General features: G+C 52.4%; 16 protein-coding genes. 2 read left to right on the top strand and 14 right to left on the bottom strand.

What is annotated here, in order from left to right:
* Positions 1-6 precede the first annotated feature (6 nt).
* The 6 genes from EIZ37_RS07455 to EIZ37_RS07430 are packed head-to-tail and all read right to left on the bottom strand — an operon-like array spanning position 7 to position 7,831.
* Entirely contained in the window at positions 7-897 is an 891-nt protein-coding gene (locus tag EIZ37_RS07455) for a DUF58 domain-containing protein (RefSeq protein ID WP_235827909.1), read from the bottom strand.
* A complete protein-coding gene (locus tag EIZ37_RS07450) occupies positions 894-1,880 on the bottom strand; it encodes an AAA family ATPase (RefSeq protein WP_134683956.1) in 987 nt (328 codons plus the stop codon). The genes EIZ37_RS07455 and EIZ37_RS07450 overlap by 4 nt, the downstream gene beginning before the upstream one ends.
* A gap of 26 nt (positions 1,881-1,906) precedes the next feature.
* Positions 1,907-3,640, bottom strand: coding sequence for a coiled-coil domain-containing protein (locus EIZ37_RS07445; RefSeq protein WP_134683955.1), 1,734 nt, complete (start codon positions 3,638-3,640; stop codon positions 1,907-1,909).
* An 11-nt stretch (positions 3,641-3,651) separates the two neighbouring features.
* The gene (locus EIZ37_RS07440; protein ID WP_134683954.1) at positions 3,652-4,536 is read right to left on the bottom strand and encodes an ABC transporter permease; all 885 of its coding nucleotides are present in this window, start codon (positions 4,534-4,536) and stop codon (positions 3,652-3,654) included.
* A complete protein-coding gene (locus EIZ37_RS07435) occupies positions 4,533-5,459 on the bottom strand; it encodes an ABC transporter ATP-binding protein (protein ID WP_134683953.1) in 927 nt (308 codons plus the stop codon). The genes EIZ37_RS07440 and EIZ37_RS07435 overlap by 4 nt, the downstream gene beginning before the upstream one ends.
* On the bottom strand, positions 5,456-7,831 hold the full coding sequence (locus EIZ37_RS07430; RefSeq protein ID WP_134683952.1) for a DUF7408 domain-containing protein: 2,376 nt from the start codon (positions 7,829-7,831) through the stop codon (positions 5,456-5,458). The genes EIZ37_RS07435 and EIZ37_RS07430 overlap by 4 nt, the downstream gene beginning before the upstream one ends.
* A 137-nt stretch (positions 7,832-7,968) precedes the next feature.
* On the opposite strand from EIZ37_RS07430, the gene EIZ37_RS07425 reads away from it, so the two are divergent.
* Complete coding sequence (locus EIZ37_RS07425; RefSeq protein ID WP_134683951.1) at positions 7,969-8,610, top strand: pyridoxamine 5'-phosphate oxidase family protein; 642 nt, start codon at positions 7,969-7,971, stop codon at positions 8,608-8,610.
* Between the two features lie 135 nt (positions 8,611-8,745).
* Here EIZ37_RS07425 and EIZ37_RS07420 read toward each other — a convergent pair whose 3' ends face one another.
* Positions 8,746-10,134, bottom strand: a complete 1,389-nt coding sequence (locus EIZ37_RS07420) for an NTTRR-F1 domain (protein WP_167568713.1) — start codon at positions 10,132-10,134, stop codon at positions 8,746-8,748.
* A 165-nt stretch (positions 10,135-10,299) separates the two neighbouring features.
* Between EIZ37_RS07420 and EIZ37_RS07415 the strand changes: the two genes are divergently transcribed.
* Positions 10,300-10,854: a hypothetical protein gene (locus EIZ37_RS07415; protein ID WP_134683949.1), complete on the top strand. Its 555-nt coding sequence runs from the start codon at positions 10,300-10,302 to the stop codon at positions 10,852-10,854.
* A 69-nt stretch (positions 10,855-10,923) separates the two neighbouring features.
* On the opposite strand, the gene EIZ37_RS07410 is transcribed toward EIZ37_RS07415, so the two are convergent.
* From EIZ37_RS07410 to EIZ37_RS07380, 7 genes are all read right to left on the bottom strand, one after another.
* On the bottom strand, positions 10,924-11,622 hold the full coding sequence (locus tag EIZ37_RS07410; protein WP_134683948.1) for an N-acetyltransferase: 699 nt from the start codon (positions 11,620-11,622) through the stop codon (positions 10,924-10,926).
* Positions 11,623-11,640: 18 nt separating this feature from the next.
* Positions 11,641-12,312, bottom strand: a complete 672-nt coding sequence (locus tag EIZ37_RS07405) for a NeuD/PglB/VioB family sugar acetyltransferase (RefSeq protein ID WP_134683947.1) — start codon at positions 12,310-12,312, stop codon at positions 11,641-11,643.
* Positions 12,302-13,423 (bottom strand): DegT/DnrJ/EryC1/StrS family aminotransferase, encoded by a 1,122-nt coding sequence (locus tag EIZ37_RS07400; protein WP_134683946.1) that lies wholly within the window; start codon positions 13,421-13,423, stop codon positions 12,302-12,304. The genes EIZ37_RS07405 and EIZ37_RS07400 overlap by 11 nt, the downstream gene beginning before the upstream one ends.
* The gene (locus tag EIZ37_RS07395) at positions 13,416-14,387 is read right to left on the bottom strand and encodes an NAD-dependent epimerase/dehydratase family protein (protein ID WP_134683945.1); all 972 of its coding nucleotides are present in this window, start codon (positions 14,385-14,387) and stop codon (positions 13,416-13,418) included. Before EIZ37_RS07395 ends, EIZ37_RS07400 begins: the two co-directional genes overlap by 8 nt.
* Positions 14,388-14,482: 95 nt before the next feature.
* Complete coding sequence (locus tag EIZ37_RS07390) at positions 14,483-15,550, bottom strand: glycosyltransferase (RefSeq protein WP_134683944.1); 1,068 nt, start codon at positions 15,548-15,550, stop codon at positions 14,483-14,485.
* 45 nt (positions 15,551-15,595) lie between these two features.
* Positions 15,596-17,011, bottom strand: a complete 1,416-nt coding sequence (locus tag EIZ37_RS07385) for a glycosyltransferase family protein (RefSeq protein WP_205683807.1) — start codon at positions 17,009-17,011, stop codon at positions 15,596-15,598.
* A 68-nt stretch (positions 17,012-17,079) separates the two neighbouring features.
* Positions 17,080-20,046 (bottom strand): hypothetical protein, encoded by a 2,967-nt coding sequence (locus tag EIZ37_RS07380; protein WP_407921123.1) that lies wholly within the window; start codon positions 20,044-20,046, stop codon positions 17,080-17,082.
* Positions 20,047-20,078: the final 32 nt, after the last annotated feature.

The raw sequence follows: 20,078 nt of genomic DNA, 5'->3' as shown, positions 1-20,078 counted from the left end.
CCCCCTTTACCGAATGATTCCCGCTTGTTGGAAAACGCGAAATAGGATCGTCTCGAGCGAATCTTCCGCATGGACGGTCACATAATGCATGCCACGTCCAAAAGCATAGCTCGCAAGCTGCTTCTGATACGCTTGCATGGACACCTGATACTCGTCAACCAAGCGCGGCGACATGGCGATCTCTCTGTAATCCCCCGTCTCGCTGTCGATCAGGCGCAGTTCCCCTTCATAGCTGGGGTTTCGTTCTTCCGCTGCCAGCAGGTGAATGAGGATGACCTCCTGATGGGCGGCTTGCAAATAGGAGAGTCCCTCCTCCACCCCGCGTTCGAACAAAAAATCGGAAAACACGAGAGAGACGCCTGCCTTGCCATGGATGGCGCTGCCCGAAGTCAAGGCTTGCTGCAAATCTCCCCGTCCGTCCGGCTGCAGCCGCGAGAGAAAGTCAAAGAAGCTTTGCACCTTTCCTTTCCCATGCAAAGAACGAAGCGCGGAACGCACTTCTCCGTCAATTGCGAATACCGAGACATAATCAAACTGATGCAAGGAAAGATAGCCGAGAGCAGCCGCCAATCGCACCGCCACCGAAAGTTTTGTCGGCGTTCCATAGTCCATCGACTTGCTGCAATCGATGTACAAAGAGACATGCATGTCCGTCTCATCCATAAACCTTTTGACAAACAATTTGCCAGTGCGTGCATAGGCATTCCAATCCAGCTGACGAAGATCATCCCCCGGTGCATAAGCACGATAATCGGCAAATTCAATGGAGCTCCCCATATGCCGCGATCTTCGTTTCCCCGCACGCGCACCGCTGGCCATTCGCCTGCTGGTAATCTGCAAACGATCCAGCTGGCGCAAGAACGATGGTTCCAACAAATAGCCCGGCTGTTCCATCATGAGATCCCATTCCTGACCATTTGCAGAAGCTCGTGGATAATCGCATCCGCACGAATGCAATTGGCCTCTCCTTCAAAATTGAGAAATACGCGGTGTCGCAAAGCCGGAATGGCGACTGCTTCGATATCTTCGTAAGAAACGTGATAGCGCCCAGCCATGAAGGCACGAACCTTCGCCAGAGCGATCATCGCCTGTACGCCACGAGGACCTGCACCCGCCTTTACATACTTTTTCACGGCATCTACCGCAGTATGGGAAGGGTGGGTTGCCATCAGCAGTTTGACTGCAAAAGATAAGGTATCCTCCGAGACGAGCGTTTCTTTGGCCATTTGCTGAATCTGCGCGATCTGCTCACCTGTCGCGATTTTTTCCACAGACAGAGGCGGCGCTCCCGTCGTTCGCATCACAATCTCGCGCAGCTCCTCTTCAGTCGGGAATGGCACATCAATTTTCACAAGAAAACGGTCCATCTGCGCCTCTGGCAGGGGGTAGGTGCCCTCTTGCTCCAACGGGTTTTGCGTAGCCAGCACAAAAAACGGCTGGGGCAGTGGCCGCGTCACCCCGCCAACAGTGACGGTATGCTCCTGCATGGCTTCCAGCAAAGCGCTTTGCGTCTTTGGTGTGGCCCTGTTGATTTCATCCGCAAGCACGACATGGGCAAAAATCGGTCCGGCCTGAAATTGAAAGGCCTGCTGCCCGGTCTCATCTACACGAAGGATGTTGGTCCCCGTAATATCGGCAGGCATCAAGTCCGGCGTAAACTGTACGCGCTGGAAAGAAAGCTCAAAGGCTTGAGACAGCGTACGCACCAGCAGTGTTTTCCCGAGACCGGGCACCCCTTCCAAGAGCGCGTGCCCACCGCTGAATACCGCCCAAAGCATCTGCTCGATGACATCCCGCTGCCCTACCATGGCCTTGGCAATCTCTTCCCGCACGAGTGCTATCCTTTGAAATACTTCCTCCCGATGTTGCTGTTCTGTCAACCTTCATCGCTTCCTTTCTCTATGGCTCAAGGCTCGATCCCTTGGAAATAGTCACGGACCATCTCTTTATAGTCATCCGGGATGTCGCTGCGTTCGATGGTTTGCCGACTCATTTGTTCATATTGCTTGTAAACTTCTGCATACGGCCGGACGCTTCCGGAGGTGACCTGGGTCTGATTGCTGTCCCTCATTTCACTCGCCCCTTGGCCAAGAGGTCCACCAACAGTCTTCATAGGCCCCCCTGTTCCCTGAAGGCGTTCGGAAGGCACCGCTACGAGTTCATGGTTTCCGCTCCCCAGACCAGCACCTCTGCCTCCTGGGCCTGACCCGTTGCCACCGCTTCCACCTGTGCCTTGTCCACTGCCGTTTCCGCCTCCTTGGTTTGCGGAGCCTGCACCCACACCAGTACCCGTTCCAGCACCTTGGCCAGTCGATCCACCGCCAGCCTGCGATCCGCCTGCGGGTATTGATGCGTTGTTGCCGGATGGCGCAGACTGGCTTCCGCCTCCCGGGCTGAGCGCGCCAGATGGCGTAGATCCCGCTTGTGCTGCCCCGGAAGCCGCCGTTGCTCCTGATGTAGCCTGTCCGGCTGCTGCGGCCATCATCATCTGGGATTGCTGGATGGTCGCAACCGCCTGTTCCAGACTGGCGGAATAGGCTTGGTTGTTCTGCAATTGCTGCATGGCTTGCGACATTGCCGCCGCCATTTGTTGAGTGCTGTCCCCGAGCTGACCGTTCTGCAAGGCTTCAGCAGTTTTTTTCAGGTTTCCTGCCAATTCGTTCATTTGCTGGTTGTCTTGTTCGTCAACGCCTGCTTGTTTGGCTATGGACTCCGCTGTTCGCTTCCATTCCTCTGCCAGCTCCTTTTGCTTTTCAAGCGGGAGTGCCTCCAGTTGCTTTTGCCATTCCTGCAGAGCGGTTTGTAGAGAAGCGGCATCCTTTTGCTCCAACGCTTTTCCCAAAGCTTGCGTCTGTACCTGATTGGCCAGCATTTGCTGTATGGCTTGCAGAGCTTGCAAGGATTGGTTTTGTTTTTCCTGCAGCTGTTTGAGCAGCATGTTTGTCTTTTCTAACGCCTGTGCCTTATCCATCGCAGCTTCCAAGCTTTTCAACTCTTTTTGCAATTGTTGAACCAGCTCTTTCAGTTCCCCGCGCTGTTCGTCTGTCAATTGCTGATTGCTTTTCAGGTCTTCTTGCATCTGCTCCAGCTTTTCTTCCAGCTTCTCAGCTTCCTGGGTTTGCAAGGCTTCTATCCGCAGCTTTTCATCCATCGGGTTCGGGATCAGCAGAAGGGTGAGACATACCACCGCAGTACCGAGCAGCCCCCACCATTGCTTACGCGGCAGATCAGTCATCTTGATTTCCGCTAAAAGATGGGGCAAAGCCCGCTGCAATCTGTCAAGTGTGTCCTCTCGCTGCAGCTGCGCAATCGGGGAGTCGTTGTTCAAGTGATCAAGGGTGGTCGATACGCGCTGCTCCAATCCATGCTGGTCGGCAAAGGAAGCTGCCGTACGCAATGTAGGAGCTTTTCGCCATGCATACACAAGACTGGCGAACAGGGAGAGAACCAGGATCACAAGCGTTACTTCCAGTCGAAATCGTGTCACAGGTGCAAATCGTGCAAGCAATAAAAGAAATGCGGCAACCCATCCTCCTGCGAGCAGAAAACGCCCGCATATCCACAGCCATTGCTGGACAAACAACTTTTTGCGAATCGTCTCCAACAGCACATGCAGCTGGTCGTGTCGTTGTGGCAACATGCGGGCCTCCCTTATCTTTTCCACAAACGTTTGCGAACCGGTTTGATCAGATAGATCGACAATTCCAGCGAACCGATCGTGAGAAGAACGAAGAACAAGATGTACAGCCAATACGGATCGATCATCCAAAATGGCAGATTGCCTGCTGCTTTCAGATCGTGAAAACGGTTAAAGACCCCTTCTTCAAACACATGCAAGCCGACTGCCAACGGATTCAGACTGAGCAGCCACTCCGGCCACACGGGATTCGGCTGCATCGCATGAAGATTGGCCATTCTCCGTTGATAATCGATCATTTCCTGAGCTACGACGTACAGAAAAAAAGTGCCGGCGGTGTAAGCGAATAAAAACGCATAGGTCAGGACGATCGATACACCCGTCCGCTTCATCAAGGTTGAAAATAAAACGCCTACGCTCCCAAGCCCTAGCATGGTCACCAGGTAGAGCCCAAACACCTGCACCAGCTGGATGGGCGATATCCCTCCATAAAGAAACACAATGCCGTAGAGAGGGAGGGAAGCCATCACCAGATAAATCATAAAGCTGAGCGAAGCGAGCCATTTCCCCAAAATGAGCTTTGTCGCCGTCAGATTGGTGGTCAATAATACACTCAATGTTTGCCGCTCTCGTTCCCCGCTAATCACTCCAGCTGTAAGTCCGGGCGTGAATAAGCAGATCATCCCGAATTGCAGAATGGACAGAAACATAAAGATTTCTCTTGAGATATCCGGATCGTAGCGATTCTCAAAGTTGATCCGCAAGAAAATGAAGGTAAGGACAATGCCCCCCAGGACAAGCAAATAGAGTGTCGTGACCCAGGCAGCGCGATTGGAACGCATCCGCACCTTCCACTCGTTGATTAATACCGGATTGCGAAGCTTGCGTATGACGTTCATGAGCCTGCTCCTTTCACGATTTCTAGGAATATTTCTTCCAGATTGCCTTCCCCTTCCGCAAACGAAGCCATCGGGAGACCTGCCGCTGCCAGCTGCTGCAGGAGCGCGGCTTGCTCCTGGTCCGTACCGGTAAAATCGGCCAACAGGACATTGCCGTCTTTTTTGACGGAGGCGACCTTATCGTGACGGGTTAGCAAAGCAGTGGCTTCCTCCCACTGATCCAGCATCCGTACCTTCAAGACCTTGTAGCCTTGCATCTTGGCGTAGATTTCGTCGACGCTGCCTGTGGCAACCAGCTCCCCTCCCTCGATGATCCCGATCACATCGCACATCTCAGCCAACTCCGGGAGAATATGAGAAGAAATAATGATGGTTTTGCCCATATTGCGCAGCTCTTTCAGGATTTCCCGCAATTCGATTCGCGCGCGTGGATCCAGGCCGGAAGCCGGTTCGTCCAAAATGAGTACATCTGGATTGTGCACCAGACTGCGAGCCAAGCCTAGCCGCTGTTTCATCCCGCGGGACAATGAATCGACAAACGCATCCCGTTTGTGGCTCAGACTGACTAGCTCCAGCAGCTGTGGAATAATCTCTTTTCGCTCCTGTGGGGAGATATCATAGTTCGAAGCGTAAAAATCGAGATATTCTTCGGCCGTCACGTTATCGTAAACGCCAAAGAAATCGGGCATGTAGCCGATTAACCTGCGCACTTCACGCGGTTGCTTCACCACATCGAACCCACCTACATATGCCTTGCCGCTCGTAGGCTCCAGCAAGGTAGCTAGGATCAGCATCGTGGTAGATTTGCCCGCCCCATTGGGTCCGACGAAGCCAAACACCTGCCCCTTCCCAATTTCCAGCGAGAGCCCCTTTAATGCTTCCATTTTTCCGTACCGTTTGCGGAGATTATCGATCTGGATCATTTTTGCATCAACCTTCCTTCCACACTGATCTCCGGATAGCCCAGATGTCTTCTCTCTTGGTATTGATGGGAGAAGGAGAGGCGTAATTTTCCTTCAGGCGACAGATACGTTTTTACCTTATCCTCTGTCATCGTGTTGTTTACAAAAGCTTTTTCAAACTCATCAAACTTCTTCGTTTGCCAGTTATACACTTGCTTTTTAAAGGTCGTATTGTCGTCTGACCACGTGTAGATTTGAATTTTGGTTACAGCAAAAGGCTGATTTTTGTCTTTTCTCGTATCCAGTTCCAGCTGAATGTCACCTTCATCCATGATAAAACCGTTGCCTACATCCTCTGTTGATGTTGAATTCGAGATCATGACGGGTGTAAAGGTACCCTGCGGATATAGCACATAGCCATTGGGAGAAGGTTTGACTTGCAATGCCGTTGTGACCAAGGCAAGATCATACGTTTTCGTCTCTTCCTCTTTGACATCCAGCTGCACGATCGGCTCTTCCGTCCAGCCAAAGATTCGGACCGGCTGATTCAGGGTAAGCCTGTTTTTTCGCTCCAGCATTTCCAATGCGCTGTATTCGCGCGAGCTTTCCGGATCCTGCTGTTTTTTGACTTGTTCGGGCAGCAGGGCTTTCATGTACAGATACGAATCGCGATTCAACCGCCTGTTTGGATCACTGCCAACATTCACTTTTACCGTTTGACCGGGCTTCAGCGTACCCAGATCCTGAATCAAACCACCATTCGCGATTTTCACATCACGCAGCGAATACTTCGTCTGATTAGTAACGGTGCCTACCAATTTTCCGTCCTGATACATCAAATCTGAACCCAATGTGCCTGCATCCGGCACCACTTTTTGCGTCAGGAGGCTGCGGATCGACCAATGCTCCACATCTAAAAAGCGAATCTCGCGTTGTGCCGCAGATGTATTCACCCACGTGTTTTGCATCAGCTTTTCATCATTGCCGCGATAACGCCGGTGAACAGGAACGAGCAATTCGCTTTGCGGCGAGGTAATCGCATAATCACCGCCGGTCGGCACGAACATCGCGGAGGAAGTCACCGCTTCCGCCCTCCCGGAGGTATCGAGCTCCACATAGCTTACATTGTGCATTAATACGTTCGTCCCCCGCTGTGCAATGCCAAACAGGTAGATCGTTGCACACATGACAATTGCCAGGGCCGGCACGATCCCCCATATAAACGGTCGCTTTTTCTTATCTCGCAGCACAATAAACAAGATTGGCCCTGCGACCAGCGCATAGATGCCAAACAGGATGGCGAGCCAACTGACGGATGGCGCTGTCAAGGTGGGGATTCGTTCAGCCGCATTGAGTAACGGCCAATATTGATGGGCGGTATCCACCGTTTCCATCGGATCCGCCTTTCCGTGCACTTTTTGCAGGACTTCACTCCAAAGCGAACTGTTGCCTGACCAGCTTGCCACCGGTTCCTCAATCAAGTCATAAGCCACATATAGGACTTTCCCCTGCTGCACTTCCTGATAGGCCAGAAGCGGAAGGCCTGACTCCTGATAGAGCACTTGTCCATTCACGAGCTGCCCGCGACTGACTGTGAAAGGCTGTGTAAACACGATCGGTTTGCGTTCTCCTTTTGCAAAGCTGGATATGGCCGCGATTGTGGCCGCTCCATCGACACGTACGGGCGAGATGTCCTGAAACACACCAGCTCCTTTGTCATACTGGCTGCCTCCTGCAAGGACCAATATTCCTCCTCTGTGCACCCACTCATTGATCGCCCGGATTTGTTCTGGTTGCATGCGATCCATCGCATAATTGTTGATCACGATCATATCCAACATCCCAAGTGACAAAGACTCGGTCGGGATCACCTCTTCATTCAAGGCAACCATCCGGATTTGTCTGGAAAAAGCATTTCGCGGCAACGTACCGAGAAAGTTGGCAGTATCCGGATCGGCAGCCAGCACACCTACAAAAAAGCTGTCTGGATCAAATCGATGTCCCGTAATGGTAGCCCGAGCCAACTCTTTCCCATCTTTTATGAACTGGACAACGTCATTCGTATTCAAGTTTCTGCCTGGCACCAGCATCGACACTTTTTTGGTCGTACCTTTGCTGATGGCCAATGGCTGAAAATAGCTGGCCGTCAATATATCATTATCAGGCGAAGCGATGACAATCTCACCCGATACGTCTTCTCCTTGATTGCTAACGGTGATCTGCATCGGGATCAAGTCAGCTTCTTTATAATCGCCGCCAATCCCCGCTTGGACCTCCATCTTGATCAGTCCCTGGGCTTCCGCTTTCATCGGCTTGGACAATTCCAAACCGCTGAATAGGCACAAGCAGGCGAGCATGATCCTGACGACTTGCATAGATCGATACATGTTCATCAAAGGCACCCTCCGACTCTCGTTTGTTCTGTCGTTACCTATGACGAATCATGCTGGCAGAAAGATACAATGATGTGAAAAATATTTCCAATCTTGTGCTACACTTATGCAAAGAACCGTTTGAAGGAGGAAAATCCATGAAACCTGTATTTGGTGAATGCATTACAACTATGGATGAATTGACGGAACTCCGGTCAGTGATCGGCCATCCCAGCAAACTGGCAGAACAGAAGGTGATTCCTTCCATTGATGAACATTGTCGGTCGTTCATTGGAAAATCACCTTTTCTCATTATGGCTACAGCCAATGACTCTGGCTCCTGCGATGCCTCGCCTCGCGGTGATGCGCCGGGCTTTGTCCATGTCCTCGATGAACACCATCTGCTCATCCCTGAGCGCCCGGGCAATCGCCGGATGGATTCGATCCAAAACATCCTGTCCAACCCGCGGATCGGACTCCTTTTTCTCATTCCAGGCTTGGAAGAAACCTTGCGCATCAATGGGAAAGCGGTGATCACCCGGGACCAAAAGCTGCTGGAGCCGCTTGCCGTAAACGGACGGGTTCCTCTCCTTGGGATCGGTGTCGAAGTGGAGGAATGCTATGTCCACTGTGCGAAATCTTGCAAGCGATCTGGAATTTGGGACTTTGAAACATGGCTTGCAAAAGAAGAATTGCCGTCGATCCCGCATATGTTGGCGGATCATGCCAAGCGTGCCTCATTAACGGTCACAGAGATTCAAGATCTGCTTCAGGAAAGTTATACGAAACGACTTTATTAGAAAAAAGCTGTCCTTCCGCTCATGCCTGGGGACAGCTTTTCTTGTCTTTTTTCACTTGATCATTCAAATAAAAAGCATGGTACTGACGCATACTTGATATGGAAAATGGTGCCTCCGTCATTCTTATCTCCTGCATCAACGCGCTCCATATACGGTCCCTACAGCAATTCCATCAGGTCCATGCCAAAGCGTAATCGTGCGTTTCACATGAAGGGAATCCGTATCTAGGATGCTGACCTGATTGGAAATCATCTCAGTAATAAAAAGCTGCTTCCCATCCGGGGAAATAGCCAGTTTTTCAGGGGTAGAGTCCATCGAGATCGTAGCTTCCAGCGTATGAGATGGAAGCTGGAGCACAGCGATCGCAGCGTCTCCGGATACTGCCACATACGCCCGGCTTCCGTCCGGACTCATGATAATACCAGTTGGGGTATTTCCCACTTTAATCATCTCGATGATTCCAAAAGTTGACGGATCGATGACTGTAACGGTTTGATTCGCACCTGAATTGGTGACATACAACCGGTTGCCGTCAGGAGTAATGGCGATTCCATGAGGGGCTTTCACCGCTATCTGCCCGACTGTTTCATGGGTGCTCGTATTCATGACGAACAACGCATCCTGTGTACGCTGCGCGACATACAAATGATGGCCATCCGGGGATATGACCATGCTGTCTGCATGAAGAGAAACGGTTTCAAGAACACGATACATCTGCATATCCATAACCGAGATTGTCGATGAATGCAAATTGGCAACATAGGCAATTCGGCCATTTGGGGTGATCACGATTTCACTTGGCCCCTGTCCAACCTGAATCGTATTTACTACCTGATGGCTTCCTGTATCGATGACGGACACGGTATGTCCACTAAAGTTGGACACAAAAACGAGCCTGCCGTCTGGTGAAACGACTACACCCATCGGGTCATATCCCACGTCAATATGGTCGACAACATCCATGCTATCCACTTCGATCACGGACAAATGATCTGAAAATGAATTGGCGACAAAGGCAGTCACTCGGGGCTCGGTCACTGGCGAAATTTTCCGCAATCGAATCTGATTGACAAAGATGTCCTCACAGGATGATCCTGGCAGCTTATTGATCAGGAGGATGGCCCTTGCCGCCGCTGGCGGAGAAGGCTTCACCCGTTCTTTTATATGCAGCCACGACTCCCTCTGCCCATCCGGTAGTCGCTCCGGTGCCAGATTTATGATCAAACCATACTCAAGAAACGAGTATTCTTTGGTGTAATAAGCGATGGAAATGGAAACCAGCGTCTGATTGGAGGCACGTCGTCTTGCCTGCGCCAGATTCAGCTCCAGTTCGAATTCGGTTGCTGACGGAATCGCGACGCTTTGAGCCAAATACGCATTCGTCTTGCCCCCGCTTAGGACTGCGGCTTGCTTACACGGCCTCGCTTCGATTTGCGTGAGGGCAGCCCCTTGAAGTAGCCATGGGGCAAGAGATCCGCTTGTAAAGTCACCATTTTCGATGTAATTGCGGGACAATCCACTCACCCCTCTCCTTCTCATTACTACTAACTTATGCTCTCCCTTCCTCTTGGTCCATGGTATGAGGCTAGCGTGCCGAATAAAAAGACCCAACGAAATGGAATAAATTCCCTTCTGTTCGATGATACTAGCTCTGAAGAAACCATCCTACAAACTCCTGGAGGAAACACCATGTGGCTGAAGTTGATGCTAACCTCTCTCCTGTTGATTATGCCAGTGACATGCGCCTACGCCGAAAGGGTAGATATTGGATCGATTCAGGTTGATACTTCCCCAACCCAGCATGAACGGGATCTTATCGAACGTTCTACCTTGATCGTTTATGGCTGGGCAGATAGTGCCGAGCAACAGACCTATCCCACTGGAAAACGAGTTCCCAGCGGCGCATTGGTCAATTTCGTCCAAACCCTCCATGTGAAACGAGCGTTTAAAGGCGCCTCACCCAAGCTGATTCAGCTGTTGAGCACCGGGATCGAGCCTCTTCCCGATCCAAAAGATCCGCTTAACAACCGGTATCCTGGACCATTGGCTGAAGGGGATTACATCATTTTTCTAAAGAAAGTCTCTGGGACCAATCTCTACACGACAGTTGGCATATGGCAAGGAGTCTATCCATTCCTCGATGGAAAATCGGTCGCTTTGCGCGGTAGTGGCTATCCTTCGTTGGAGCAATTGTCCCTTGATCAATTTGGCAAAAAACTCGAAACGTATATGAAGCGTCCTTGACGAAACGTCTTGACGTAAAGAAAACCGTTTCCACAGAAAGTCCTTCAGCGGAAACGGTTTTTCTCATGTTTATCTCGATATCGCTCGACCGGGATTGCCTACGTAGATTGCTTTTGCGGGGATATCCTTGGTAATCACGGCACCCGCCCCAATAATGGCTTCCTCTCCAATCGTAATGCCCGGCAGCAGTGTTGCATTATTGCCGATTTTCACCCCTCTGCGAATGATCGGGCCTTGATGCGGATAGTTGCCCATCCCCATGTATTTGTCATTGGAGGTGGATACACATGGGCCAAAAAAGACTTCGTCCTCAATAATCATGTCGGAGGTGATATAGCAGCCTGTTTGAATGGTCACCCGTTTGCCGACAGTGGTCTTCGGTTCGACAATTGCATTTCGCCCTACGATGCTTGCTTCTCCGATATGCACTTGTTCCCGGATGCTTGCCAGATCACCAACCAAAACATCGTCCTCAAGTATTGATCCTCGATACAACACCACATTGCTGCCAATTTTCACACCGCTGCCGAGCACCAGGGGCGGTAGTGCAATCCCCGGCTTTCGCGCCATTTTTTTATTGGCAGATGGGGCTTTTCCCAATACGACAAGATCCCCGATTGATGTATGATCCCCGATCACGGTTCCTTCCTTGATCACCACAAAGGAACCGATTGTCACTTCGTTTCCAATTTGAACATTGGATTCAATGACCACGTGCTCGCCCACCACTACATTATTTCCCCATTGTATGGTCGGGTCATTGTGCATGAGCTTTCCCTCTCTTTTTCATGATCTGGTATGCTTCAGAAAAGCTGCCGGATTCCCGACAAACACCTGGTTCTCAGGAACATCCCGTATCACCGCGCTGCCAAGACCAGTACAGGCAAAATCGCCTATGCGTACTCCCCCACGTATGCTAGAACCCATTCCAATATATGCGCTTTTCCCGATTTTCGCGTCACCCGCTACATGAACGCCCGAAGCCAACATACTGTAATCAGCGATACTTACACCGTGATGAATCGTAGTATTGGGGCTGATCACCACATGATTACCAATCGCTACATCCGAACCAATGTATACATGCTGGAGGATAATGACACCTTGACCGAGCTTTGCGGAATGGGAGACGGACGCAGAAGGATGGATGATGCTGATGAACTTTTCAGGAGGAAGATTGAGACGATGGCAAATTTCTTCCCGCTTGTAAAAACTGTCTGGGTTTCCAATACAAAAGACGAAGGAGCTAAATGCCGCAAATTGGGTAACCATCTGCAGCGGGCCAAGCACACGCCTTCCCTTGATAGTGGAGAGCCACTTGTTCGAATCGTCATCTACAAACCCGATGCATCGGTAAATCGGTGACGAAGCGGATTGGTTCAGCAAATCCATCGTCTCGATGACATCGATGCCTAACGGACCAGCCCCGATGATGATGACATTGCCATTATCCTGCATCTTGAATCGCCTGCCTTAGTGCTTCCGTAATCAAACGAATATCTTCTTCTCGCAGCAACGGATGCAAGGGGATCGCCAATCCTTTTTCATACAGTCGTTTTGCGACAGGGAAATCCTCCGGCTGGAAGCCATATTTCTGTTTATAGTAGGTTAACAGATGAAGCGCATTGGCCCCGATATTCGTCTCAATGTTGGCAGATTTCATCCGCTTAATGACACTTGCTTGATCTGCTCGATCCGGCAGAACAATCATGAAGGTCTGCCACGTATGTCCCTCCAGATTTTCCGGCAGGTTGATCCCCGGAATCTGGCTTAACAGCTTGCGATATTGCCCTACCCAGTATTCTCGCTGTTTCAGCCATCCATCAAAATGCCGAAGCTGTTTTTCCCCTAAAACCGCTTGAAATTCGGTTAACCGATAATTAAGACCCGGCAAAAGAAAATCGATTTTTCCATCCTGATTCCGATCGATGCCGTGGTTACGGAGCAGTTGAACCGTCCGGGCATATGCCTCGTCCTTTACGGTGATTGCACCGCCTTCTCCCGTTGTAATGGCTTTGCGCGGATGCCAGGAAAAACAGCCAAAATCGCCAAACGTACCCGCATGCTCTCCTTTGTGGCGAGTGCCTAAGGCGCAGGCGGCATCTTCAATCACCAATAAACCATGACGTTTGGCAAGATCGTTGATGGCGGTCATATTGGCCGGAGCACCAAATTCATGGACAACGATGATGGCCTTCAGCGCTTCCTTCCCACTCCAACCTACAATGGTTTCTTCCAGCTTGATCGGATCCATATTGTAAGAGCCGCTTTCCACGTCAACCATGATGGTGCGTGCTCCTGTCAATTCCACGACATTCGCAGTCGCGGGGAAGGTAAAAGCAGGAACCAATACGGCATCTCCTGCACCAATTCCCGCAGCCATCACCGCGATATGAAGAGCAGCCGTCCCACTGGAAACCGCCATGACATGGCTGGCGCCTGTGTAGGCTTGCAATGCATGTTCGAATTGCTTCACTCGTTCGCCCTGGATGAGCATGCCACTCCGGAGAACCACCGCCAAGGCATCGATTTCATCCTCACTTATGATCGGTTGGGAGATTCTAATCATGGCAAAACTCCTTGTAATATTGTGCTGTCCGTTTAATTCCTTCCTCCAAATCCACTTGTGCTTCAAAGCCAAGCAATGTTTTCGCTTTATTGACCTGTGGGATTCTGAGCTCAATGTCTGCAGAAGTACGGGGGGTAAAGATAATGTTTGCTTTGGAATCCAGTACACGAATAATGGTGTTGGCCAGGCCATAGATGGTTAGGACCGCTCGTTCATTTCCGATATTAAATGATTCTCCAACTGCTTCCGGAACCCCCATGCAGTGGAGCACGCCATCTACCATATCATCGACGTAGCACCAGGCACGGATTTGCGTCCCATCACCATGAATGTAAATATCCTCATTTTTTAGTGCGCGAAGGATAAAAGTGCGAACCGCACCTTCCCCCACCTGTCCAGGTCCGTATATATTAAATGGGCGAACGGTAACAGTCGGTAACCCATAATCTTTAAAATAGGCATAAGCCAGGTGCTCCTCAGCCAATTTACTCACAGCGTACGTCCATCTGGCTTCACCAACCGCGCCCATCACCGTCGGGCTGGTTTCTTCCGAGCGAAAAGCGTGCTGTCCAAATACTTCACTCGTGCTAAACAAGACGACCCTCTTGCATTGGTCAAGGCTTCGCGCGGCTTCTAGTACGTTTACAGAACCTACGATATTGACCTTCATTGTCGTTACGGGCTGCTTGATGACGGTATCAATGCCGGCAATACCAGCCGCATGGATGACAAAATTCGCTCCTTTTATGGATGCACGCAGCAGTTCATAATCAAGCACGTCCCCCTGGATCAAAGTCAGATTGGGATGATTTCCATATACCTTTTCTTTAAGAGAATTTCGGGAAAAATTATCGTAAACGGTCACTTTGTTGCGCTCGATCAGTCTACCGATCAGTGCAGACCCGATAAAGCCTGCTCCCCCTGTTATAAAAATGTGTTGATCTTCCAGCTCTAAGGGATTCATGGATTCACCTCAAATGCGTAGCTTATTTCATCGCCTTTCTTGGTTTGATCAAGGGTCCGTACGATCAGCTATGTCGTTTCAACAGTAGAGCTTCCTTAGATTTTAGGTTCGAGAAGCCTTTTATTGTGCAGGATTCGCTCGTCCTCGGGGCGGTATTTGCGCGCCTCTTCGTTGTGATAATACGCCTTTTCAAAATCATTCAAATTGTAATAGCATACACATAGCTGCAGGTGAGGGTACCAAGTGCGGTAAGCAGGATAACTAAAGCTCCATTGCTCCGGATCCTCGGGGTATTGGGTGGCTATTTCGTACCAGTAAGCCGCCGTTTTCCAGTCTCTTTTCCGATGAAAATGATACCCGATCCGACAAAGGGCCTCGACTCTCGGCTTTCCAAATTCAAAAGATTTCAACACGGCACTCAATTCGTTCGCGGAGTCGCCCAAAAACCGGTAGCAATCCCCCATGAACAAACATGCATGAATTTTATCGTCCACCCAGCCCTCTTGCATGGAGATGTTCTTTTGATAGCTTTCAATCGCTTTTTCATAATGTCCGTTTTCTCTCAGCTCATTGCCATAGTAGAAGTAATCCCTCGGCCCAAATACGTCCCCACGTTCCAGCTTCTGTTGGTAGATATTGAGATTGCGGCCGACAGAGTGACGAATCTTTTTATGAGTGATTGAGATATCGGAATTGATAATGTTGCCGTACACCTCCAGATAAACGTGCGCTTCCCCCTTCCATTTGTAGTTCCGGGAGCGTTTTACCAAGCGATTGCGTCTGTAACGGAGGGTTACATTTCCGAATTCATCGGTGCCTGCATCATAGTACATCGACACCGAATCTACAGACGGATCAAGAGTTTCCTTCAGATTCTGTAATTTCACTCTGTCCGCCTCCAAAATGACATCGTCCGCGTCCAGGTACAAAATGTACTCTTTCGTTGCAAACTCGAACGATTTGTTTCGCGCGGCCGCAAAATCACCCGTCCACGGAAAGAAGAAGACACGATCGGTATACTGCTTCGCAATTTCTACGGTTTTGTCGGTGGAACCCGTATCCACAATATTGATTTCATCTACAATGTCTTTAATCGTATCCAGGCATCTTGCCAGGACCTCTTCTTCATTTTTCACGATCATGCAAAGACTGATCGAAATCATGTTATCCATCCTTTCCCTATCTTCGTTCCGATATATCGAGATACCTTATTGGTTGGCCATGATTTGTTGGTAGATGTCCAACACCGTCTGGCTATTCGTCTTCATATCGTGATACCTCTCTACATACATCCTCCCCTGCTTCCCGATCTCAGGCAGCAGCTCCTGGTTTTGCAGCAAATGTGCCAATGTCGACTGGATCGTATCCGGATTTGCCGCAATCAACGGCAGCTCTGCCGGATAATGCTCCTTCATATAGTCGCTGATCCAACAAATCACCGGCTTGCCAAGTGCCATACTCTCAATGGCAAAAAGGCCATGACTCCCCAGACAGAGCTGATCGATGATAAGATCTGCCTGTGAATACCACATTTTTGCCTCTTCATGGGACATCCTTTGGATCAGTTTGAAATCAAAGTCATATGTGCCTTGCAGGGATTGGACGGCTTTCAGAATATGCTCCGTTCCTTTTACGTACGGTGAGGTCGGCGCATGTACGATGAGCGGCTTGGCTTTCTTTGCGGGCTGTGGAATAAGAGGATAGAGTGTCAGATCGATCATTTGTGGAATGAAGTATACGTGTTCATAGTAGTCTTTTACATACAAATACAGTTCTTTGTCAGCAACGAAGCAGTGCCGAATATGTGCAGACAAGCGTTTTAATCGCTGATGGATACTTCCTTCGTTGCTGGACTTTGCCACCGCATACGGATTGGTCTGTTTCAATACAGAGAGTCGGCGCACATCACTTCCCCAATGATGCATGACCATCACCTTGCCTGCTTCTTTCAGCAAAGGCAAGTCGGTTTGATCCTGCGTCAAGCTGGTGCCAAAGTGAAAATGAAACACATCATATTGATGCTGGAAGACCGTTGCTAAATGTCGCAACTTTTCATGAATCGTCTGGCTGCCCGGCTCTTCTTTTAGGACCCAATGATAATCTACAGGGTATCGCAAATAGAAATCATAATAACTGAGCGTTTTTGCGTAGGCTCCCGCCAGCTCGAGACCTTTTGCCAACGTATGCATCTGGTTGGCGATTTCCATCGTTCCTTGCAGAACACGGACGTTTGGTTTTTGCATATTCTGCTCTCCGGGAAGATGTTGAAGTACGGATTTCCAGTTGCGGATCGTAATCGTATTCTCCTCATTCTCTAGGCTCAGAGATTCAGTATACCTTTCCGTTTCATGCCCTCCCATGAGCTGCAAAAGCTTCATGCAGGTAACCAAGGCTGGATGCTGCGGGAAAGACTCCAGTCCGCGCCATAACCAAAGCCAGGCGTTATTTGGATTACGGTCGCATATAGAGAGTGCGGCGCGGCCAATGTAATAGGAAGGAATTGTAAAACCAGCTGGCCCTAACTTGTTTAGGAGCGCTGCAGCCTCTACTTCTTGTTTTGCCTGAATCAATTGCCAAAATTCTTTCGCCCAGCTTTGTTCGGATCCATTGTCAAGTCCGGACATCCCCATTCCTCCTTTCACAAATATCGTGGACTGTGCTACACCGACTTCCCTTGCGCCATTTGACCAAACTACTGTACTTTATGTCGTCCACCAGCAATTGCCACGACGTATATCATGGGTGGAAGAGAGAAAACAGACATTTTCCACCGGTCAAGCTTTTTATGTATCAATGGATGCCTTCTTTCAGAAGGCATCCAATTTTGTAAACGATCTGATAACGGCTCGACCTTAAGGGCCGGTTGGACCGGTTGGGCCGGTTGGACCAGTTGCTCCCGTTGCTCCGGTTGCCCCGGTTGCTCCAGTCGCTCCCGTTGCTCCCGTTGCTCCAGTCGCTCCCGTTGCTCCGGTAGCGCCAGTTGCTCCAGTTGCTCCGGTTGCCCCGGTTGCTCCAGTCGCTCCCATTGCTCCCGTTGCTCCCGTTGCTCCGGTAGCGCCAGTTGCTCCCGTTGCTCCGGTTGCCCCGGTTGCTCCAGTCGCTCCCGTTGCTCCCGTTGCTCCAGTCGCTCCCGTTGCTCCGGTAGCGCCAGTTGCTCCAGTTGCTCCGGTTGCCCCGGTTGCTCCAGTCGCTCCAGTTGCTCCAGTCGCTCCCGTTGCTCCCGTTGCCCCGGTTGCTCCAGTTGCGCCAGTTGCTCCGGTAGCGCCAGTTGCCCCAGTTGCCCCGGTTGCTCCAGTCGCTCCGGTTGCTCCCGTTGCGCCAGTTGCTCCAGTCGCTCCGGTTGCTCCCGTTGCTCCAGTCGCGCCAGTTGCTCCAGTCGCGCCAGTCGCGCCAGTTGCTCCAGTCGCGCCAGTTGCTCCAGTCGCGCCAGTCGCGCCAGTTGCTCCAGTCGCGCCAGTTGCTCCAGTCGCGCCAGTCGCGCCAGTTGCTCCAGTCGCGCCAGTTGCTCCAGTCGCGCCAGTCGCGCCAGTTGCTCCAGTCGCGCCAGTTGCTCCAGTCGCGCCAGTCGCTCCAGTCGCGCCGGTTGCTCCAGTTGCCCCGGTTGCTCCAGTCGCTCCCGTTGCCCCTGTTGCTCCCGTTGCTCCCGTTGCTCCAGTTGCTCCAGTCGCCCCGGTTGCTCCAGTCGCTCCAGTTTCCCCGGTTGCTCCAGTCGCTCCAGTCGCTCCGGTTGCCCCAGTCGCTCCCGTTGCTCCAGTCGCTCCCGTTGCTCCAGTTGCTCCAGTTGCTCCCGTTGCTCCAGTTGCTCCAGTCGCTCCCGTTGCCCCAGTTGCTCCCGTTGCTCCCGTTGCTCCCGTTGCTCCAGTCGCTCCCGTTGCCCCGGTTGCTCCAGTTGCTCCCGTTGCTCCAGTTGCTCCAGTTGCTCCCGTTGCTCCAGTTGCTCCAGTTGCTCCCGTTGCTCCAGTTGCCCCGGTTGCTCCAGTCGCTCCGGTTGCCCCAGATGCCCCAGTTGCCCCAGTTGCTCCAGTTGCTCCGGTTGCCCCGGTTGCTCCAGTCGCTCCAGTTGCTCCAGTCGCTCCGGTTGCTCCAGTCGCCCCAGTCGCTCCGGTTGCTCCAGTCGCTCCCGTTGCCCCTGTTGCTCCAGTCGCCCCTGTTGCTCCAGTCGCTCCGGTTGTTCCCGTTGCTCCAGTCGCGCCGGTTGCCCCGGTTGCTCCAGTTGCTCCAGTCGCTCCGGTTGCTCCAGTTGCTCCAGTCGCTCCCGTTGCTCCCGTTGCTCCAGTCGCGCCAGTTGCTCCAGTCGCGCCAGTCGCTCCAGTCGCGCCAGTCGCTCCAGTTGCCCCGGTTGCTCCAGTCGCTCCGGTTGCTCCCGTTGCCCCGGTTGCTCCAGTTGCCCCCGTTGCTCCAGTCGCTCCGGTTGCTCCCGTTGCCCCGGTTGCTCCAGTTGCCCCTGTTGCGCCAGTCGCTCCCGTTGTCCCTGTTGCGCCAGTTGCTCCAGTTGCTCCAGTTGCGCCAGTTGCTCCAGTTGCGCCAGTTGCTCCAGTCGCTCCCGTTGCCCCTGTTGCGCCAGTTGCTCCCGTTGCTCCAGTAGCGCCAGTTGCTCCAGTTGCTCCCGTTGCTCCAGTCGCTCCCGTTGCCCCTGTTGCTCCAGTTGCTCCAGTTGCTCCCGTTGCCCCGGTTGCTCCAGTCGCTCCCGTTGCTCCAGTCGCGCCGGTTGCTCCAGTAGCGCCAGTCGCTCCGGTTGCTCCCGTTGCCCCGGTTGCTCCCGTTGCGCCGGTTGCCCCTGTTGCGCCAGTCGCGCCAGTTGCCCCTGTTGCTCCCGTTGCTCCAGTCGCGCCAGTCGCTCCGGTTGCCCCAGTCGCTCCAGTTGCTCCAGTTGCTCCAGTCGCGCCAGTTGCGCCAGTCGCGCCAGTCGCTCCGGTTGCCCCAGTCGCGCCAGTTGCTCCCGTTGCTCCAGTCGCGCCAGTTGCGCCAGTCGCGCCAGTTGCCCCGGTTGCTCCGGTTGCTCCAGTTGCTCCAGTCGCGCCAGTCGCTCCGGTTGCCCCAGTCGCGCCAGTTGCTCCCGTTGCTCCAGTCGCTCCAGTTGCTCCAGTTGCTCCAGTCGCGCCAGTTGCGCCAGTCGCGCCAGTCGCTCCGGTTGCCCCAGTTGCTCCCGTTGCTCCCGTTGCTCCAGTCGCGCCAGTCGCTCCGGTTGCCCCAGTCGCTCCAGTTGCTCCAGTTGCTCCAGTCGCGCCAGTTGCGCCAGTCGCGCCAGTCGCTCCGGTTGCTCCCGTTGCTCCCGTTGCCCCTGTTGCTCCAGTCGCTCCGGTTGCTCCAGTCGCGCCAGTTGCTCCCGTTGCTCCAGTCGCGCCAGTTGCGCCAGTCGCGCCAGTCGCTCCTGTTGCTCCCGTTGCCCCTGTTGCTCCAGTCGCTCCAGTTGCTCCAGTCGCGCCAGTCGCTCCGGTTGCTCCCGTTGCTCCGGTTGCTCCAGTCGCTCCGGTTGCCCCAGTCGCCCCAGTTGCTCCAGTCGCTCCAGTTGCCCCAGTTGCTCCCGTTGCCCCGGTTGCTCCCGTTGCTCCCGTTGCTCCGGTTGCTCCAGTTGCTCCGGTTGCTCCGGTTGCTCCCGTTGCTCCAGTCGCTCCAGTCGCTCCGGTTGCTCCAGTAGGACCAGTTGGGCCCGTAGCACCTCGCGGACCTTCTGCTCCCGTAGTTGCAAGC

This window comes from Brevibacillus migulae (assembly GCF_004521915.1).
GTDB classification, from domain to species: domain Bacteria; phylum Bacillota; class Bacilli; order Brevibacillales; family Brevibacillaceae; genus Brevibacillus_F; species Brevibacillus_F migulae.
This window is presented reverse-complemented; position numbering and strand designations above follow the sequence as displayed.

What these genes read in the sequence shown, in the direction of transcription:
- EIZ37_RS07395 (WP_134683945.1), bottom strand. Translation starts at nt 14,387, where the DNA reads ATGAATCCCTTAGAGCTGGAAGATCAACACATTTTTATAACAGGGGGA.
- EIZ37_RS07445 (WP_134683955.1), bottom strand. Translation starts at nt 3,640, where the DNA reads ATGTTGCCACAACGACACGACCAGCTGCATGTGCTGTTGGAGACGATT.
- EIZ37_RS07390 (WP_134683944.1), bottom strand. Translation starts at nt 15,550, where the DNA reads ATGATTTCGATCAGTCTTTGCATGATCGTGAAAAATGAAGAAGAGGTC.
- EIZ37_RS07435 (WP_134683953.1), bottom strand. Translation starts at nt 5,459, where the DNA reads ATGATCCAGATCGATAATCTCCGCAAACGGTACGGAAAAATGGAAGCA.
- EIZ37_RS07385 (WP_205683807.1), bottom strand. Translation starts at nt 17,011, where the DNA reads ATGTCCGGACTTGACAATGGATCCGAACAAAGCTGGGCGAAAGAATTT.
- EIZ37_RS07440 (WP_134683954.1), bottom strand. Translation starts at nt 4,536, where the DNA reads ATGAACGTCATACGCAAGCTTCGCAATCCGGTATTAATCAACGAGTGG.
- EIZ37_RS07415 (WP_134683949.1), top strand. Translation starts at nt 10,300, where the DNA reads ATGTGGCTGAAGTTGATGCTAACCTCTCTCCTGTTGATTATGCCAGTG.
- EIZ37_RS07425 (WP_134683951.1), top strand. Translation starts at nt 7,969, where the DNA reads ATGAAACCTGTATTTGGTGAATGCATTACAACTATGGATGAATTGACG.
- EIZ37_RS07400 (WP_134683946.1), bottom strand. Translation starts at nt 13,423, where the DNA reads ATGATTAGAATCTCCCAACCGATCATAAGTGAGGATGAAATCGATGCC.
- EIZ37_RS07405 (WP_134683947.1), bottom strand. Translation starts at nt 12,312, where the DNA reads ATGCAGGATAATGGCAATGTCATCATCATCGGGGCTGGTCCGTTAGGC.
- EIZ37_RS07410 (WP_134683948.1), bottom strand. Translation starts at nt 11,622, where the DNA reads ATGCACAATGACCCGACCATACAATGGGGAAATAATGTAGTGGTGGGC.
- EIZ37_RS07455 (WP_235827909.1), bottom strand. Translation starts at nt 897, where the DNA reads ATGATGGAACAGCCGGGCTATTTGTTGGAACCATCGTTCTTGCGCCAG.
- EIZ37_RS07430 (WP_134683952.1), bottom strand. Translation starts at nt 7,831, where the DNA reads ATGAACATGTATCGATCTATGCAAGTCGTCAGGATCATGCTCGCCTGC.